The following is a 15,989-nucleotide window of genomic DNA, read 5'->3' as shown; positions in this document are numbered from 1 at the left end:
TTATTTATTGGTCTGGTGTTCAAGGTTGGAAAGGCGGAGGTCCATTGTGCGGAGTATTTCAGCAGTCTTGGCCGAAGTTTCCGCTTGTTCCTGGACCACCGTCCTGAAGTCCATGTAGATGCAGACGGCAGCCCCAGCCCCGCCGAACATCATGATGATGTCCTTGTACTTGCGGATGGTTTCCAGCCGCTTGTCTACAAAATCACACATGGTCTTATTTCTTGGTAGCTTGAACTACGGGCGGAACCTCCGTCTTGGGCTGGGCCTGGCTGTAGGACAGGTGGCCCTGCTCGATGATCAGGCAGGAACCGTCCTTGCAGACCTCGGTGCGGTCCGGGGTAATGTCCACGTTATGCCCGCAGCCGGTTACGGTGATGTAGCCAGCAGCGGCCAGAGCGCCGATGATGGCGCCGATGACGTACTTGACCCAATTCCCCCAGCGGGCAGATGCCGCCTGCTGGGCCTTTTCAATGTCGTTTTTATTTACGTTCATATTTGTTATTTATTGGTGGTGAAATGTTTAAAGAATACGATGGCGGCAGGGTCCAGAATGATGAAATCCGGGTAGTCCGTGGCGGTGAACGTCCGGCGTCCGCCCTGAGGGTTGACGGCCTCGACGGTCAGCCAGACGCTCTCAACAGATGTGGGCTCGTCAGGGCGCCGGTCAAAATTGATGAAATCCTCCAGCCGCGCCCACACCTGGGAGGCTTTCCACGGTTCCGCCAGTCCCACCAGCGCGGCAACTACAGCCTGCATGGCCGGGGCCTGGTCCGCTGGTATCTCTCGCGCAGTGTAGCTGTCGGTACGGGTGTACCCCTCCGCGTCCCGGTAGATGGCCGTCAAGGCGAATTCCTGCCAATCGCCGGGCCGTGGGAATTGTATCTGTATTTCTGCGTTGTTCATGACTCAATCGGGGCGTTAATATCTTCAAAATCAGTCGTTTCTTCGGTTTCAATGGCATTTCCGGCTATTGCGGCCAGGGCATAGTAAACCGGGTTGACATTGCCCGGTTGGTAGTTGGTGCGCTCCGCAGACCCGACAAGGAGCGCAACGGTATCGCCTGCAATCCCCGGCACGTCTGACACGATGCGGTTAAACCCCGTCCCCGTCTCAAAGGTTGTAACGCCGCGGACCGTAGCAATCTTCCAGAGTTGCTGATTGCTGCCGCTTCCGGTCAAGAGATACAATGCGCCGTAAGCGTCGCCATAATCCCCCGCAATGTAGGAGCGTGGCTCATATTGCTGGTAGATTATCTTGTTAACTATATAAGGAATTGGCTCGTTACCGGAAGCAGGGATAAAGCTGGTTGTGGTTTTAACCTTCCAGAGCTGCGTGGACTCGGTACAGTATATTTCACGGACGCGGATCACATAGCCATTGCGGGCCGTATCGCGCACATTATCAAACGTAATATCCAGTATCTCCCCGGTATTGTACGCCAGATTATTGCCAGGAATGATGCTGTATGAGTCCAGGGATAAATCTTGCCGCGTCGTCTTGCTCCCGCGCCCAATATCTACGGTGATTTTGCCAGCCGCCGTTAATTGATAGGGGATAGAAAACCCGGCAAAACTGGAATAATTCCATTGGCCGTGCGGCCCCGTGAAAGTATGTATAACAGTACTGTGCGTATTGGCCGGGACGTTTGTCTGCGCGTACTGTCCAGGTATCAGAATTTTAGTAGATGCCGTACCTGTCGCCGTAATAGCGCCCGTGTTCAGGTAGACATGCTGGGTATAAATGTCCGTCACTCCGGCCATTCCTGCGGCATACAGGCGGTTCACGGCTGCCGTGCCTGTTTGCGCTCCCACGGTAAGCGGGATATTGATGCCTCCATTGGCGTTGATCATGGCGTCATAGGTTTGGGGCTGTGTCCAGGTGTAAGCCTGGGCTGTGTCCACGGTTCCCACGTCTCCCCTCGGTATGGTCATGTCCATCCGCCACGCCCCCGGCGTGCTGCCGGGTGTCAGGGTGGCGGTTGCCTGGCTGCCCGGCGCTCCCGTTGTGACCGTGCCCACAGTGATGGACAAGCCCTCGGCAATCTCCTGTGCCGTGTCCCTGGCCGCCTCGGATGCGCGGGCATCCTGATAGACCTGCTTGCCGACATTGCCGGTATAATCCGTCAGTCGCTGCACCTCGGCACGGGTGGCCAGATTAACTCCTCCTACGCTGACGCCGTCCTGATAAGTGCAGGACAACATCACTGCGGGCATGACGGTGGTATCGGTAATCGGCCCGTCCAGCGCAGACGCTATGCCGCGCCCATCGGCAGCCGTCACCATCTGGCGGGCGATGGACAGGGGCAGCTCCACCGGTGCCTCCGGCGTGCCGCCATAGACATGCAGCGCCACCTCGTCCCCGATCACCATCTCCGTATCGCCAATCATCCCCCACATGTACAGGTCCACATCGGTACGGGCCGCAACGGCTTGGCTGGATCGTGCCGCCAGTACCCAGTCCTCGCCCGGAGCACGCCGCCAGATGTCCAGCCAGCGCGGTGTGGTGTCCGTCGTGCCGAGGACCGCCCACATGCCTACGTCGCGCACCTTGCAGACGCTGCCGCGATAACCGCCGAGCATGTCGTCCCCAAACCTAAACCGCGCCCATGACCACTCCACGGTCTGGTCTTGGTCGTAGCCGGGTGGAGACATGGATGCCGTGCCGCTAACCGGAGTGACGTACATGCCGCGCTGCTGAAGGGATTCCTCCACGGCATCGTCTACCCATGCAGGGGATTCGGAAATAACGGTAATGGTGCCGCCTTCGTCCTCCGGAATCACGATGTCGAGATAGTCCGCAGGGGCGTTGTCATCCACGTCCACGGGAGTGACGCGGGGAGCCACATGAATGACACCAGCCAGAAGGGGCTTGTCTGTCCCGTCGCCGGAGACAAGGACATCATACCGATGGCAGCCAGCCGCGAGCCGGGGAAGCTGCAAGGCGCATCTCCCGTCAATGATCTCGGAGCCGGGTATTTCCCGGATGCCGTCATCAAGGACGCCGCCCCGGATGGTCATGCCGTTGAACTGCGTGTCTACCTCGCCGGAGGGCAGCACAAAGCGCAGGTGCTGCACCTGTGCCAGTCCCTCGGTTGTGTGTAAATCGTAGTGAGCCGCTTGCCTCATACGGACATGATGCGGCAATCCTCAAATCCGTAAATAGCTGGGACTGGATATGAGTTTCAGATTTCGCAGGAGACGGGACCTTCTGTCCATGAGTCATGATACCAATCTTCCGAGCCCGGAGGCGTGTAAACCTCCGTTTCTTCCGTCCAGACTCCTGTAAACCCACGTATGGAAGCCCATATAGCCCCCAGCAAGGCGTCTGCTCGGTCAGGCGAACGAACACCGCGAGCCTTCATCTTCTCTTTTTTCTCATTTCGTACCTTTGAATCGTCAGCGTATTCTTTGTATCTAGTGGTCAATTGCTCGAACAACACCTTATCGGCATGTTTTGCCCTGATATGTACCCTCCCCGTCATGAGTTCCAGCCCAGCGTCATTCCAACATTCTGCGGCAAGGTTGATATAGCGGTCTTTGCACTTCGGCTGGGCATTGCCAAAAAATTCATTGGGATACCATCCCATTTCATGAAAATCGTTAATGACGGCAAGGCCCATGCCCGGAGCATCCACCCATAAATCACAATCCGCAATGCCCAGCCCTTTGAGGGTGGCAATGCACTTGCGGACACTCTGCACCGTGTCCCGCTGACGTTCCGCGTACTCGATCCAAGCTTCGTTCCCGTCGCAGATGGCGAGGACTGTTTCATCTCCGCCCGCGGCAATGTCCAGGAAAGCCACAGGACGCCCCCTGCGGGGTTCATAGGGTTGCCGCTGGCCCCATTCCAGTTTTCCAGGGTCAATAATGTACAAGTCCCCTTCCAGCGTGAATTCTGCTAGCACAACGGAACGGTAGTAGGGATCATCCTCATTGCCTCCTACGCGGGCCAGAATGCGGTCAATGCGCTCCTGGGAGATATGGGGGCAGTCAAAGGCCGTCACGACCATCGGGCAGAAGAGGTCTTTTTCCTCGTGGAAACAACGGTAGAACTGGCCGGAGGGCTTGCCTGGGGAAGATAGGTAGATGCAGAACTGAAGCGTACAGCGTTCAATGGCGTCAAAGATTTCATCCGGCACTGTCTTTGCTTCGTCCACCACGAAAAACACGGGGGAAGAAGGGTCATCCCCGGTGAACTCGTCAGCGTCAAACAGGCGGGCTTTCTTCTCGCTGCGGGGGTCTTCCTCTTCCTGCTCCTTTCGTTCATCCTTGAATTCGTCCGTCACGCGCCCGTGCCAGCCTTCCGCCTTGCCGGCGTGGTTGGTGGAAAAGCCTTCAACGAATCCCCCTTCCGGAGTTTCCACGCGGCAATTCTTGAGCCATTTCCAGCCCGCAAGGGACGGGTTGTTCCGGTGCCGTTCCAAGGCAGGCCATAGCTGGTTTTTTACCTGGCGCCATGAGCCGGATGTGATCGGCATGCGCCCGCGGGGGTAACGCCACAAGAACCACAAGGCCAGGATGCCGATTAGCTTGTCCGTCTTGCCGGAGCCGTTGGCTGCACGCAGGGTAACACGCTTGCCGCGGGCAGCACGCTCAAGGGCCTTCATCTGCCATTTATACAGCCCCGTTTCCCCGAGCACCACGGCGGCAAAGATGACGGGGGAGTCTTCCGGCCTGACGGGGGGCCCTAGCTTTCTTCCTCTTCTGACCATATTTCTTTCAAGGCTGCTGCCAGCGGCGCCACTGCTTCTGCGGGCAGCGTGTGAGCCAATTTAACGGGCGTGTCTCCACCTTCCAGGGCCAGAGCCGCGCGGTCTCCGTATCTCTTCGGCATCAGCTTGGCAAGCATCCATTTGAGCGTGTCTATTTCCAGTTTGACCGCTTGCAGCATGGTTCCCCCTATTTCGGCACAGGGGGCCACTTCATGCCCCTTCTCCACAAGGTCAAGCAACTTGTCCTCCAAAGCGGTCAATCGGTCCTCGCACGCGCGCGCGTACTGGTCGGAAAATACCGTGTTGTTGAAGGCCCATGTCATCACTGTGGAATGAGGTACGCCTTCCTTATCAGCGGCTCTTCGCAGACTGCAACCGCACCGGATATGCTCGCAAATGCGTTCCGCCAGGGCGGCACTGTACCTGGACGGGCGCCCCTTCTCTTTATTCTCTGCTTCCTGCTTTCTGGTCGGTTGCTTCTTCATTCGAGTGTATGAGGTTCTTCCCCGTCTTCCGGGGCGTGGGTGCAGTAATACACGTCCTCCAGGCTTGGGTCGTTCATGAGGCCGGGCAGAAAGGGGAAATGGCGGTATACATCCTCCCACGTCAGTTCCCCCTGGTCAATGAGGGTGAAGAGCTCTTCGTTTACTTCATCCAGCCTTTTTTCCTGAATAAGTTTCTGAAAGCGTTCCGTATGGGCTTGAATTCCTTGATTGTCCATTGAGTCAGGTTCCTTTTTTGTCGTTGGTGGTTGAGTTGCTTGATAAGGGTTTTGTCGCGGGATTCCACGGCGATGAATTGAGCATAGGCGCGGGCAAAGCATTCACGGCGGCTTTCAAGGTACCGGTAGTACCTGCCTGGAATATTGCGGATGGTGGAAAGCGTGGGTGATTCCATGATGGCGGACATGAGTTCATCCATTTCCGGGGAATGTTCAGAACCATACTTGGACCGTTTTTCCGCTTCAATCTCGCTGGGAATCATGCCGGGGGTGAGATGGCATTGACCCTTGCCGAGTCCCCACAGGTCGACATAGTGGCCTATTTCATGGCATGCAGTCAAATCCGGATGTTTCCCGGCGCTGGAAATAGCAATCGGGGCATCCTTTTCCCACGGGTTGAAACTCCCCAGCAGTTGCGGGCTTGAAGTCTGTCTGATGTGGGCTTGCGGAAGCGGTCCGTCCGTGTGAACCGCATCAACGGAGCGGGCGGCCCTGCTGACGGCTCCACGCACCTTCCCGCTGATGCCGGATGCTGGAATGTTAATTTTGTCCCCTACCTTGGAAACCATGTCCATGTTGAGCATCATTTGCACCGGCAACACGTCTACTGGGTTCCCCTGCTCCGCCTGTTGCTGCATGCGCTGGGCGAGCTCGCGGGCCGGAATGGCAAGCCGTCCGTCTCTGTCCAGGGCATCTGCTCCAAGGCGCTTCTTGAGGCTTTCCCGGAGCCGGGCGGCAAGGGCCGGGTCCTTTATCTTCTGGACGGAGGCAGACCGGTTCATGAGGCGTTCCGGCAGCGTTGCCCCAAACTGGGACAAATCCACCGGGCCGGGGGCCCAGTTGGAGCCAATCAGGCCGGCCCTGATGCACTCGGCGCGGGATACGCTCTCAATGTCCATCCAGGAGTTGAAGCCGTAGAGAGGCCAGGGCAGCAGGAAGCCCCCAATAGCCGGAGAATTCATCTCGACGGCCCAAAATTGGAAGTCCGTCTTGAGCCTGACGGCGCCTTCATGCAGGACATGCAGCGGGCGGGGCATCCGGGCTCCCGGGTGCCGGACAAAGCGCCATGCCGGGTAAGCGTGGAGCATTTCCGGCGTCATCCCGTTTTCCCAGCGGGCCTGGCCGTAACATGATCGGGTGTAGGTGTCGAAAATGAGCGCCAGACGCGACCGGGCCCCAATATTGGTAATATGGTTGTCGCGGGCATCCGGCGTCATGCCTTCCGCGGCCATGAAGCCGCGGGCCTTGGCGATGAAGTCTGCCTTACCCTGCATCACCCCCACCGTTGTTGACGTACCATCCGGAAGAATGATTTCCTGCCTTTTCCCGGCCAGAAAATCGTCAAGCATGTTGGCGAGGCGTTGCAGGAGACTGGCCTTTTCCGTGTCCGCCGTGAAGATGGAGTTCACCCGTTCCGCGGCGGGCAGCATGGCCCGCTCGCGGGTGGACATGGGGCGGGCATCTACTTTCTTGCGCCGGAATATGTCAACGGGTGTTACCATTTTTATTCGCCATTGTCGCCCCGGAACAGGGGCAAGTCATCCGTTTTTGCGGGATATGTGATTTCAGCTTCTCCGGGAATATCCTGATCATAAATTCCAAGGCGTTTGTTGTAACGTAGAAGGAGCAATGCGCGGCGCTGGGCTTCCATGTAATCGTGTGTTTCCAGCCCGATGCAAATTCTCATTCTCTTGCGCTTGGGTCCCAAATAGAGGGACATTCTCAAGGCATGAGCTCCGCAGGGTTGAGTGATGATGTCTAGTTTTTTCATGATTTGCTGGTGGTTGTAGATTCTTCTTCGTATTTCGTAAGTTCCGCGATCCAACGGAACGGAATATGCCCCATACGCCCAAAGCGGTTTTTGCCAATAATCCACTGCGCTTCTGTGGGCGCGTGCTTGTCCGGATTATACATTCCGGGCCGGTGAATCATGATGATCTGGTCCGCGTCCTGTTCAATGGATCCGGAGTCGCGCAGGTCGGAAACAACCGGCTTTCCCTGGGACTTGCCTTGACGCTTTTCCACGTCGCGGTTGAGCTGGGCCAGCACCAGGACGGGAATATTCAACTCTTTTGCCATAGCCTTCAGGCCGGCCGAGATTTCCGAGACTTCCCGCTCCCGGCTCCCGCGGGCCTGCTGGGACGTGGAGCGCACAAGCTGCAAGTAGTCTACCCCGATGCACTTGACGCCATGTTCCCGGACCATCCGGCGCCCACGGGCCATGATTTTATCAATGGTCAGGGCGCTTTCATCGTCGATGTGCAGAGGGGCATCCGTGATTTTCCGCACAGCAGCCGTGAAATTCTGCTGCTGTCCGACCGTCATCGGCTTGCCGCGGCGAATGTCGTCGGAGTTGATTCCGGCCATGCCGTAAAGAATGCGCTCCAAAAGCTGGGCTTTCGGCATTTCCAGGCTGAACATGCCCACGGGGGTTCCTTCCAGGCAGATGTTGGTCAGGATGTTGACCAGGGCAGCGGTTTTCCCAACGCCGGGCCGGGCGGCGATCACGATCATGGCGCCGGGCTGTAACCCGTCCAGGGTCAGATTTAGACGGCGGAACCCGGAAGACAGCCCCTTGATGGCGCCGGGGTTCTTCATGCGCCATTGCAGGTTTTCGATGATGGAGCCCACCGCCCCGCGGATGGTTTCGGTTTGCTTGACGCCGCATTTGTCCCGCAGGGAGGACATATCGCGTTCAACTTCATCCAATGTCTCTTCCGCACTTTTGAGCTGGTCTCCGGCACATTCCGCAATCCGGGACGCAAAAGCGAGCAGAGAACGTCTTTTTGCGGCTTCCGTGACCATTTCCAGCGCAGCGTCCGTCTTGTAGCGGGCAAGGGCTCCATAGGTGGCAATCTCTACCACCCCGGCGTGCCCTCCTACGGCGTCAAGCTGGCCTTGAGTCTCCAGGTGAGCAATGACGGTCAGGGCATCCACGGTGCCGCCTGTCTTGGCAATGGTTTCCAAGGCAGACCAAATCTGTTGATGTGCCGGGAGGCTGAATGTCTGCCGGGAAATGCCTTTGTCCCGGAAGTCCGTAAATGCCTGGGTTCCGTCCATAGCTTGGGAAAGCACCAGTTTTTCAGCGTCAATGAGTGTTTGAGAGTCGATCATGTTTTGAAATAGGTTGATTGTTAAAGTTCTTCAAGGTTCGAATATGGGTCTCCGTTTTCAGGAGGCGGCGGATGGTTGAGGGCGTAGCTGGTGGCGAAGCTGATGGCGTCAGATTGCCATTTGGTCACGGGGATGCCGTTGCGGGTCCAGTTGACGGCATCCCGGCTTCCCCAGTAGGCCGTAGCGCAGTCCGGTATCTGGTCAGGGGTTAAACGCACGCGCCCCGCAAAAGCCGCGGCCCGAAGATGGTCTTCGATTTCCTCCACGGTGCACGGAAAGGGGGTAAGGGGGTGAATTCCTTCCTTCCTTCCCTTCCCTTCCCTTACGGTTTTCGGATAGGTTTCAACATAGGGGGCTACGTTGGTTCCTATTTCGGTTCCTACATTGGTTTCTGAAAAAACCGACGTAGGTTTTTCTTCGGTTTCCGCGTTGGTTCCTATGTTGGTTTCAACATTGGTTTTCTTCGGGCGTCCCCCCAGCTTCCCATTTTCACGGGCGGTTTTCCTTTTGACTTTGAGGGTTTCCTGAATCTCATGAGGATAGCCGAACACGACCAGATGATCACCGTCAAAATGGTAAAGTTCGTTTTCTACGTTGATTTCTTGGTCCGTCACGCCGCAGGTCTGCATCCAGCGACGCATGCCCCAGGAGCGGCAACCCTCAATGATGCCGCCATTCTCCTGTTCACAACACCACGCAAGAAGAGAAATCCAGGTAGCGCGCTGTACGGGTTCCGCCCCGATATATTCGGGGCTGGAAAACAAGGCTGTTGGGATGTTGATGAATTCCATAATTAAAAAAGCGTCAGTTGGGGGTTGTAGTTAATCCACAGGCATTCCACACGTGGACTGCTCATGTTGGAAATGGTCTTGATGGAGTCCTTGTGCCAGCCCTGCAGGGCGGAGTTGTAAAGCTCGTTATCATAGCCGGACAACACCACCTTGCCCTGCAGCGTGACCAGGACGTTGAGCAAGCGCCGGTGATCGTCCTCCGTGTACTCATGGCTGTATCGCCCCGTCCTGGTGCGCGTGGCTGGCATGTAAGGCGGGTCAACGTAGTGGAGTGTTTCCGGCCCGTCGTGGGCCTGTAAGACGTCAAGGGCGTCCCGGTTTTCCACGTGGACGTGCTTTAACCGCTGGGTGGCCAGCCGCAGAGTTTCCGGCAGCCGGTCCCAGTCGGTAGCCGGAGAAGGCACCCTGTTCCGGCTTACGAGTAAGCCGGAACGTCCATCCCTGAAAGAGTCGCTTGCAATCCCCATCCAGGAGCGCACTAGCAGACGCCGGGCACGCTCCACGGCATCACCTGCAGGGGCGGAGTCGTTGAGCTCGTCACGGCTGTATGGGGTCAGCATGACGGCCTCAAGCAGCCGTCCGGCGTCCTCACTGCGGAGGACGCGGAACAGGTTGACAATCTCGCCGTCTTTGTCATTGCAGATTTCCACCGGCGCCGGGGCCTTGTTGAGCAAGACACCCAGGCTTCCGCTGTATGGCTCCACATAGCAAGTGTGAGCCGGGAAATGCCGGATAATCCACGGGGCAAGGCGGTTTTTACCGCCTAAATATCGCAGTACGGCTTTCATAACCACTTCACAATAGTTTGATTGTTATATCCTTTGACCCAGTGAAACCAAGCGTAGGCAATGGCGCCGCCTTCGGTTTTGGAAAAATCCCCGTTTTTGGCGCAGGTCCGCCGCTCGCTGAATACCCACACGTCGGAGGGGGGGGCAACGTCGAACAACCGGCGCCGGGCCTTGCCCTCTAAAAACTGGAGACGCAGAAGCATCCAGACATTGGCTCCATCCTTGACGCAGGCAAGCGCACGCTCGACAAATTCAAGGGCTGTGGCGTAGGGAGGATTGGTCATAATATCCACGTCTCCTATCTCGCCATCGTCGAACTCCCACAAGAAATCTTGTACGCAGGAATCAGGACATCCACGGTCAACAATGTCGGTTGCACAGACTTCATGCCCCCGCTCCCGCAGGACATTGACGATATGACCAGCTCCGCAGGCTGGTTCCCATACCCGCTGACGGAGAGGCGCGCCAGCGTTGAGCAGATCCCGCACCATGTCCGGATCGGTGGCGTAATAGTCTTCCCTCGGCCTTTCACCGGTGGCGAGATAGGATGCTCCCAGCGTAGCGCCAAGCGTCCTTTTATTCCCTGTCCAGTCCTTCATAATGCCTCCTTTCTCGGCTCCCAGTTATTGGGAATTTCGTCGTCAATACCTGTGCAACAAAAACAAGGAGAACCAAATTTCGTGTCGCGATAAAGGTGCATGCAATTGTTGCAATTTCGCTCCTTTAAAGGCACCCACGCCCTGCACGCGGCCCGCTTCTGCCAGGCTTCACATACATAGTTCTCGTAGAATTCTCTTAAAGTTTCTTCCCGGTATGCAAAGTCCGTCTTAAAGAGCCGAAGAGCCTCACGGGCTTTCCCGTACTCGTAAAAAGCTTTCTGTTCAGGCGTCAGTTTCATTTTCGGCCCCTCCCTTCTGTTCAAGTTCCCACGGATATGTGTCGATTTTACCGTCAACCAAAGTTCGGAATATTAAGTTTCCTTGTTCTTCGTCGAATCTATCATCTACCGCCGCAAGATCGCCTGTTATCCCATATTCGTTTTCAACAGGATCACCGCCCCCATTATGAAGCAAATAATCCAATGGTTCACCGTTTTTATCTTCTGTAATAACATGTAGACCATTATTCCAACCAACGATCGGATAAATACATCCTGCGACAAAACCTCCTGATGATACTAAGCAAAGGCATTCTCTATATGTTTTCTTAAATCTATTCATTTCAATTTTCTCCTTCCTGGATTGTTTCGATTTCCCAACCCGTTTTTGTCTGCTTGGCAGCGATAAAAACAAAGGGGAACTTGTCGGCGGCGGTCTTGATTTTTACCCTGGCGTCGTCGCGCCAGAAGCCTTTCACCTCGTGGAATTCAAGGGTGCCGTCAGGGCGGACAACCATGAAATCCGGTGTGTATGAGCAGCGGTTCCCCAGGATCAGTTTGACGGCTTCAAACTTGAATTCCCGTATCTCCCCTTTGTTTTGGAGGTCAGACAGGTAAAAGCCATAGGCGGCTTCCGTTTTGTTCATCACGCCGGGCCGGTGGATAGCTCTTGCCTTCGTTCTCATGCCGCCCTCCCTTCTGCTGCCGGGCGGATGCGCGGCATAATGAGATCGTATTTATCCCGATATTCCGCTTTAAATTCATCCAAGGCTTCCTTGATTTTGTCCGTGTATTCATCCCACTCCACCTTGATGACAAACGGACGCAGGCCCCGGCAGTAGGAAATGAAATACCATGTCCGCAACCCCGTCACGGCCATAGAGCCGTGAACTTGCTGCCGGTAGTCATCTGGCAGCACGCCGTTGAGCAGGTAAAGAGCATGTGTCTTGGAGAGAGGGCACTTGATTTCCAGTCCGGCAATGTAATCGCCAGACGCATCAACAATGAGTCCGTCAGGGCTGCACCCAACCGGGCCGTCTTTGCAAAGGACAAACCCCACTTCCTTGACAGTCAGTCCGGTTATTTTTCTGAATTCGTCCCTGGCTTCCGGTTCCAGTTCTTCTCCCCGGTCCGTGTGGCGGTTTCCTTCCCATTGGATTTCATCAGGACGGAGGAAAGAGCAGCACAATTCAATAATCAGGGCGCCCCACGGGCCCCTTTCTTTGTTGTTCTTGGGCTGGGGTTTGCGTCCCGTAGGGGTAAGCAGCCTGTCAAAATTGCTGGCCGTCAGGCGTCCGGAGCGCAACTTGAACCACGCTTCCGAACGCTGGGGCACGTTCTCGTAAACGGTACAATTCGATGATAGGCTCATGTCAATAGTCCTCCCTGCTGATGGTTACGGGCTCTTTCGGCGCGGGCATCTTCAGTCCGGGAATAAGGTCATTCTGTCCTTCCGGCTCCGGTTCCGGCAGGGCTTCCGGTTGGTCGTTTTGGAATTCTTCAGGTGCTGGCGCGTTGTTCCACGGGGTTTCCCCTTCGGCGGGTCCATCGGTTTTTTCCGGGGTTACATTCCGCATTTCGCTTCCAAATTCCTGTTCGTCGGAGACGCTCATGGCTTGCTGGATATACAAGGGCAAATCCCATTGCTTGGAGGCGCGCTTGATCACTGTTTTCAAGCCCATTTGTTCAAAATCGGTTTTCCAGGGTCCTACGATTTCCCCCTTCTTGTTACGGGAGTTGGAGCGGGCCATGATATCATTGACGGCTTTCAGACTCATCCGCTCCCCGTGCAAGTAGCTATCCTTGTCTGTCCAGATACAGTAAAAACCCCTGATGGGTTTCTTGTCGTCATCCCATCCGGGGGTGTGACCCATGACAAATTTCCCGTCCTCGATATTCCAGTAAAACGGCTCTCCCTCACGTGCAATGCCAATGTTGAGGTTGGTGACGCCATTGGAGCGGGCCATACGCATCAGGCCGCGGGCGGAGGGCACCGGCACGCAGGTTAGCACGGGCTTTCCGGTTGCCTTGTCTTTAGCCCAAAATGGAACAAGATAGCCGTGGATGCCGTCAGGCTCACAACGCATCATCAGCAGGTTTTTCAGGGATGCAATCAGCGTTACAGGGGCGCATTGCTGAAGGAGTGGGGTTTTCTGGCAGCAGTGCCAGAAGATACTGATACAGCGTTCCGGCGTCATCATGCCCTCTACAAGCTGGGCAATGTGGCTCTTCATGTCCTCCGACATCACAATTTCATGGAGTGTCTTTTTCGGGACTGGCGCCTGGGGCAAATCTAGTTTATGTGTAGGTGCGTTACTCATAATCTTTGCATGGTTCTGTGTAACAGGCCGGGGATCAGTTGGCGCTGACCCCGGCCAACTGCTTTTTAGGCATTCAGGGATTCCTGATGCTTGCGGTTCAGTTCGTCGCAAAGCTCCTGCGCTTTCCTTAAGGCTTCTTCCTTGTTGTAGGGAGATGTGAGACAAGCGTCTGAATTCCACCATATTGTGTGCATATAGTAGATATCTCTCGTGACCCGGAAATTAAAAGCCATCTCTTCGACCCTATAAGGTTGTTCCGCTTCAATTTCTTCAATCGGCTTGACAAGTTTGATACAAGCAACTGAAAGGTAATTGTTTCGGTTTAGTAAAACGCCATCAGGGAGGCTAACATCCCCTCCCGCAATCTCGTCTCCACAAAGGGCCACTTGGCCTCCAATTGCGTTATTTGCGGACAACTCCCGATTACCTCCACTTCCGAAAAGCCTCCCGTGAAATCCGGTGATTCGAACTAAATCCCCCTTGCGGTATTTCCGCGCCGGGTCGTACTTCGCTGTTCCAGTCTTACATTCGTTTCTTTGCATGGTGTTTTTTCTGTTTGTTGTTACTTAGGTTAGGTTAGTTGGAAATGGTACTTGGGGGGTTCCTCTTCCGTTTTGCGGGAGGTCTGTTCATGTCGACCCCTGTCTGAGAGATTTTCTCCTTAGTAAGAAAGCGGTACACGCTCACGGCAGAAATACGGTAGTCGCGGGCACTGGTACCAAGGTCTTCTATGTGTTTGTCCCGTAGAAGTTTAATAGTCTTCTTGCGTGACCATCCGCAGGCTGGATGCTGCGCCAGGTCGTTTATAGAGAGTTCCAGCTTTCCATTAAACATGCGGGCGGCTTTCTGTTCATCGGATTCTTCCAAAATCAACAAGCCGCGGTCATGCAGACTTTCAATAGTCTGCTCCACGATAGAAGTTACAAATTGATCCAATCCGTTCATATACACTAAGATTTAACGATGAAATAAATGATCGTGCAGATGCCAACCAGCAGGGAGGAAAAGACAAGGTTCTGCACGATGCCAGGCCGGGGCTTGAGGTCATTTTCCGGCAAGTCCAGCGGGCAGCCGTATAGGGATTCTATTTTTGCGTCGCGGTCTCGGCGCATCCAGTATTGTTCATTCGTCATTTTTCTCATTGTTGTTTAGGGTTGGGGTTAAAGCTCGTACCAGCCGAGCCGCTTCAGTTCTTCAATCAGGGATTCTTCCATGGTTCAAAAATGGCCGCCGTAGGTGTCGGCGTATGGGAAAGCGGGTTCATCGTCGGTTTCTTCCCATCCACAGGATTCACAGCATCCTCTGCACAGAGGGTCAGCCTCGTCGAAGTCCACCAGGAGCGCCCCACATTCAGGGCAGTGGAAATCTCCGTTGATATCTGCGTAGGGCCTCATGATTTACCTTGTTATTTTTGGATATTATCGTTCTAACAAATCCAGATTTACTATTTTAGCAGAAGAATTCAACAAAATATTTCCCATTTTGTCATTTTTCTTTGGGATACGTTGTTGGTTTCTTGGGAGCGGGATTCTTACGGGGGCGACGATTCTTTTTAGCCTTGTTGGAAAAATCCATAATGGCTCCCATAATGAGAGCAAAGCCGCTCAAGCCTGTGGCCCTCTCGGCATCCTGTACCCATTCCCTTACTTCTTTCGGTTCTTTTCTCAGGTCGATGATCATATTCGCGTCTTGCGTGTTGTTGATGATTACAAAATGCACCACAAACGAAATCTAGTCAATATTAATTTTCGCTCTAGGTGCATTCATGATAAATATTTCTATTGCCTCTAATGCGCTTCTGGTGCATAATGCTGACATGCTCAATGCAGAAGACATCAAAACGTGGCTCAAAGAGATAGGGAAAGACCGCGCTTGGTTAGCTGAAAAAACGCTGGTCAGTAAGCGAACGGTGGATAACTGGCTTTCCGCAGGCAAGCCGATCGTTTCTCAAAAAATGGAACTCATTGAACGCCTCATGAACGGGGATGAAGAAATTGAATTTGAACTTCCCCCTGACTTTGAAAAACAACTCCGGTCCCTGGCGGACGAAATGCACAAAAAGCTTGAAGACATGGTCTCCTATATCCTCCAGGTCACTGCCCGGGAGTATTACAAAAACGCGGCCAAAGAAGAACCTGTCCGTAGGCAGTTTGTTCCGGTTGAAACAGCAGTGGAGTCGCCGGACTATAAAGCACAAATCATAGGTAACACGGCCGCAGGTAAACCCGCGGACGGTGCGACCATTCTACAGGACATTCTTATCGGACGCCCCTTGGAGAAAGACGAATATGTACTGCACGTGAATGGGAAGTCGATGGAGCCCAAAATACCGGATGGCTCGCTGGTTGTCGTAAGAGAATACAAGGATTATCTCTTTCCCAAGCTTGGAACCTTGGTGGTTTACAATGAGGGGAATGACTATACCCTGAAAAAACTTGGCCGCCGCAAGAATCCTGAAACAGGGAAACAAGAATATGTCCTCAAGTCTATCAACTCAGCCTTTAAGGATGTAGAGCCCATTGAAGAAGGTAAAATCTCCGCCGTGTATGTGGAAACGTTGAAAGATTGGCGTAAAGGATAAGAATTCCTCATTTAGCAAGTGCTTGCTATAATAGGAATCTTTTCAAACTAAGTTATTCCTAAAAAGTAAAATCATCAGAAAAAAC

The 15,989-nt window shown here is 54.5% G+C and carries 21 protein-coding genes; 1 reads left to right on the top strand and 20 read right to left on the bottom strand.

Annotated elements, in window-relative coordinates; all coding sequences use genetic code 11:
- The 20 genes from M8N44_RS00865 to M8N44_RS00770 all read right to left on the bottom strand — a co-directional run bounded on the left by M8N44_RS00865 (position 1) and on the right by M8N44_RS00770 (position 15,003).
- Positions 1-210, bottom strand: coding sequence for a hypothetical protein (locus M8N44_RS00865; RefSeq protein WP_215709410.1), 210 nt, complete (start codon positions 208-210; stop codon positions 1-3).
- Positions 211-214: 4 nt separating this feature from the next.
- Positions 215-493, bottom strand: a complete 279-nt coding sequence (locus tag M8N44_RS00860; RefSeq protein ID WP_215709411.1) for a hypothetical protein — start codon at positions 491-493, stop codon at positions 215-217.
- Between the two features lie 5 nt (positions 494-498).
- Complete coding sequence (locus M8N44_RS00855) at positions 499-903, bottom strand: hypothetical protein (RefSeq protein WP_215709412.1); 405 nt, start codon at positions 901-903, stop codon at positions 499-501.
- Positions 900-3,125 carry a hypothetical protein gene (locus tag M8N44_RS00850; protein ID WP_215709413.1) on the bottom strand — a complete coding sequence of 742 codons (2,226 nt, stop codon included), beginning with the start codon at positions 3,123-3,125 and terminating at the stop codon, positions 900-902. Before M8N44_RS00850 ends, M8N44_RS00855 begins: the two co-directional genes overlap by 4 nt.
- A 56-nt stretch (positions 3,126-3,181) precedes the next feature.
- The gene (locus M8N44_RS00845) at positions 3,182-4,711 is read right to left on the bottom strand and encodes a hypothetical protein (RefSeq protein WP_022397853.1); all 1,530 of its coding nucleotides are present in this window, start codon (positions 4,709-4,711) and stop codon (positions 3,182-3,184) included.
- The gene (locus tag M8N44_RS00840; protein ID WP_249852982.1) at positions 4,687-5,196 is read right to left on the bottom strand and encodes a terminase small subunit-like protein; all 510 of its coding nucleotides are present in this window, start codon (positions 5,194-5,196) and stop codon (positions 4,687-4,689) included. Before M8N44_RS00840 ends, M8N44_RS00845 begins: the two co-directional genes overlap by 25 nt.
- A 160-nt stretch (positions 5,197-5,356) precedes the next feature.
- The gene (locus tag M8N44_RS00835) at positions 5,357-6,934 is read right to left on the bottom strand and encodes a hypothetical protein (RefSeq protein WP_215709468.1); all 1,578 of its coding nucleotides are present in this window, start codon (positions 6,932-6,934) and stop codon (positions 5,357-5,359) included.
- A 2-nt stretch (positions 6,935-6,936) separates the two neighbouring features.
- Positions 6,937-7,203 carry a hypothetical protein gene (locus M8N44_RS00830; protein ID WP_022397849.1) on the bottom strand — a complete coding sequence of 89 codons (267 nt, stop codon included), beginning with the start codon at positions 7,201-7,203 and terminating at the stop codon, positions 6,937-6,939.
- Positions 7,200-8,546: a replicative DNA helicase gene (locus tag M8N44_RS00825; RefSeq protein ID WP_022397848.1), complete on the bottom strand. Its 1,347-nt coding sequence runs from the start codon at positions 8,544-8,546 to the stop codon at positions 7,200-7,202. Before M8N44_RS00825 ends, M8N44_RS00830 begins: the two co-directional genes overlap by 4 nt.
- 20 nt (positions 8,547-8,566) lie before the next feature.
- The gene (locus M8N44_RS00820; protein WP_215709467.1) at positions 8,567-9,337 is read right to left on the bottom strand and encodes a hypothetical protein; all 771 of its coding nucleotides are present in this window, start codon (positions 9,335-9,337) and stop codon (positions 8,567-8,569) included.
- 2 nt (positions 9,338-9,339) lie between these two features.
- A complete protein-coding gene (locus M8N44_RS00815; RefSeq protein WP_022397182.1) occupies positions 9,340-10,125 on the bottom strand; it encodes a DNA adenine methylase in 786 nt (261 codons plus the stop codon).
- Positions 10,122-10,724, bottom strand: coding sequence for a hypothetical protein (locus M8N44_RS00810; RefSeq protein WP_215709419.1), 603 nt, complete (start codon positions 10,722-10,724; stop codon positions 10,122-10,124). The genes M8N44_RS00815 and M8N44_RS00810 overlap by 4 nt, the downstream gene beginning before the upstream one ends.
- 282 nt (positions 10,725-11,006) lie before the next feature.
- Positions 11,007-11,345: a hypothetical protein gene (locus M8N44_RS00805; protein ID WP_215709420.1), complete on the bottom strand. Its 339-nt coding sequence runs from the start codon at positions 11,343-11,345 to the stop codon at positions 11,007-11,009.
- 1 nt (position 11,346) lies between these two features.
- A complete protein-coding gene (locus M8N44_RS00800) occupies positions 11,347-11,649 on the bottom strand; it encodes a DUF1064 domain-containing protein (RefSeq protein WP_215709421.1) in 303 nt (100 codons plus the stop codon).
- 35 nt (positions 11,650-11,684) lie between these two features.
- Positions 11,685-12,374 (bottom strand): lambda exonuclease family protein, encoded by a 690-nt coding sequence (locus M8N44_RS00795; protein ID WP_022397177.1) that lies wholly within the window; start codon positions 12,372-12,374, stop codon positions 11,685-11,687.
- A 1-nt stretch (position 12,375) separates the two neighbouring features.
- Positions 12,376-13,323 (bottom strand): recombinase RecT, encoded by a 948-nt coding sequence (locus tag M8N44_RS00790; protein ID WP_249852981.1) that lies wholly within the window; start codon positions 13,321-13,323, stop codon positions 12,376-12,378.
- A 65-nt stretch (positions 13,324-13,388) separates the two neighbouring features.
- On the bottom strand, positions 13,389-13,865 hold the full coding sequence (locus M8N44_RS00785) for a hypothetical protein (protein WP_249852980.1): 477 nt from the start codon (positions 13,863-13,865) through the stop codon (positions 13,389-13,391).
- A 34-nt stretch (positions 13,866-13,899) separates the two neighbouring features.
- Positions 13,900-14,268, bottom strand: a complete 369-nt coding sequence (locus M8N44_RS00780; RefSeq protein WP_022397838.1) for a hypothetical protein — start codon at positions 14,266-14,268, stop codon at positions 13,900-13,902.
- A 5-nt stretch (positions 14,269-14,273) separates the two neighbouring features.
- Complete coding sequence (locus tag M8N44_RS00775) at positions 14,274-14,456, bottom strand: hypothetical protein (RefSeq protein ID WP_215709424.1); 183 nt, start codon at positions 14,454-14,456, stop codon at positions 14,274-14,276.
- Positions 14,457-14,808: 352 nt separating this feature from the next.
- Positions 14,809-15,003 (bottom strand): hypothetical protein, encoded by a 195-nt coding sequence (locus M8N44_RS00770; protein ID WP_215709425.1) that lies wholly within the window; start codon positions 15,001-15,003, stop codon positions 14,809-14,811.
- A gap of 85 nt (positions 15,004-15,088) precedes the next feature.
- Here M8N44_RS00770 and M8N44_RS00765 point away from each other — a divergent pair, with 85 nt between their 5' ends.
- Positions 15,089-15,904, top strand: a complete 816-nt coding sequence (locus tag M8N44_RS00765; protein ID WP_022397834.1) for a S24 family peptidase — start codon at positions 15,089-15,091, stop codon at positions 15,902-15,904.
- Positions 15,905-15,989: the final 85 nt, after the last annotated feature.

This window comes from Akkermansia massiliensis, assembly GCF_023516715.1.
Lineage (GTDB): Bacteria > Verrucomicrobiota > Verrucomicrobiia > Verrucomicrobiales > Akkermansiaceae > Akkermansia > Akkermansia massiliensis.
Note: the sequence above shows the minus strand (reverse complement) of the source record. Positions and strands in the feature narration are given on the sequence as shown.

Bases quoted from the DNA above. Each gene is read 5' to 3' on its own strand.
- M8N44_RS00780 (WP_022397838.1), bottom strand. From the start codon at position 14,268: ATGAACGGATTGGATCAATTTGTAACTTCTATCGTGGAGCAGACTATT.
- M8N44_RS00865 (WP_215709410.1), bottom strand. From the start codon at position 210: ATGTGTGATTTTGTAGACAAGCGGCTGGAAACCATCCGCAAGTACAAG.
- M8N44_RS00840 (WP_249852982.1), bottom strand. From the start codon at position 5,196: ATGAAGAAGCAACCGACCAGAAAGCAGGAAGCAGAGAATAAAGAGAAG.
- M8N44_RS00825 (WP_022397848.1), bottom strand. From the start codon at position 8,546: ATGATCGACTCTCAAACACTCATTGACGCTGAAAAACTGGTGCTTTCC.
- M8N44_RS00810 (WP_215709419.1), bottom strand. From the start codon at position 10,724: ATGAAGGACTGGACAGGGAATAAAAGGACGCTTGGCGCTACGCTGGGA.
- M8N44_RS00850 (WP_215709413.1), bottom strand. From the start codon at position 3,125: ATGAGGCAAGCGGCTCACTACGATTTACACACAACCGAGGGACTGGCA.
- M8N44_RS00855 (WP_215709412.1), bottom strand. From the start codon at position 903: ATGAACAACGCAGAAATACAGATACAATTCCCACGGCCCGGCGATTGG.
- M8N44_RS00830 (WP_022397849.1), bottom strand. From the start codon at position 7,203: ATGAAAAAACTAGACATCATCACTCAACCCTGCGGAGCTCATGCCTTG.
- M8N44_RS00820 (WP_215709467.1), bottom strand. From the start codon at position 9,337: ATGGAATTCATCAACATCCCAACAGCCTTGTTTTCCAGCCCCGAATAT.
- M8N44_RS00805 (WP_215709420.1), bottom strand. From the start codon at position 11,345: ATGAATAGATTTAAGAAAACATATAGAGAATGCCTTTGCTTAGTATCA.
- M8N44_RS00770 (WP_215709425.1), bottom strand. From the start codon at position 15,003: ATGATCATCGACCTGAGAAAAGAACCGAAAGAAGTAAGGGAATGGGTA.
- M8N44_RS00845 (WP_022397853.1), bottom strand. From the start codon at position 4,711: ATGGTCAGAAGAGGAAGAAAGCTAGGGCCCCCCGTCAGGCCGGAAGAC.
- M8N44_RS00785 (WP_249852980.1), bottom strand. From the start codon at position 13,865: ATGCAAAGAAACGAATGTAAGACTGGAACAGCGAAGTACGACCCGGCG.
- M8N44_RS00815 (WP_022397182.1), bottom strand. From the start codon at position 10,125: ATGAAAGCCGTACTGCGATATTTAGGCGGTAAAAACCGCCTTGCCCCG.
- M8N44_RS00790 (WP_249852981.1), bottom strand. From the start codon at position 13,323: ATGAGTAACGCACCTACACATAAACTAGATTTGCCCCAGGCGCCAGTC.
- M8N44_RS00800 (WP_215709421.1), bottom strand. From the start codon at position 11,649: ATGAACAAAACGGAAGCCGCCTATGGCTTTTACCTGTCTGACCTCCAA.
- M8N44_RS00835 (WP_215709468.1), bottom strand. From the start codon at position 6,934: ATGGTAACACCCGTTGACATATTCCGGCGCAAGAAAGTAGATGCCCGC.
- M8N44_RS00795 (WP_022397177.1), bottom strand. From the start codon at position 12,374: ATGAGCCTATCATCGAATTGTACCGTTTACGAGAACGTGCCCCAGCGT.
- M8N44_RS00860 (WP_215709411.1), bottom strand. From the start codon at position 493: ATGAACGTAAATAAAAACGACATTGAAAAGGCCCAGCAGGCGGCATCT.
- M8N44_RS00775 (WP_215709424.1), bottom strand. From the start codon at position 14,456: ATGACGAATGAACAATACTGGATGCGCCGAGACCGCGACGCAAAAATA.
- M8N44_RS00765 (WP_022397834.1), top strand. From the start codon at position 15,089: ATGATAAATATTTCTATTGCCTCTAATGCGCTTCTGGTGCATAATGCT.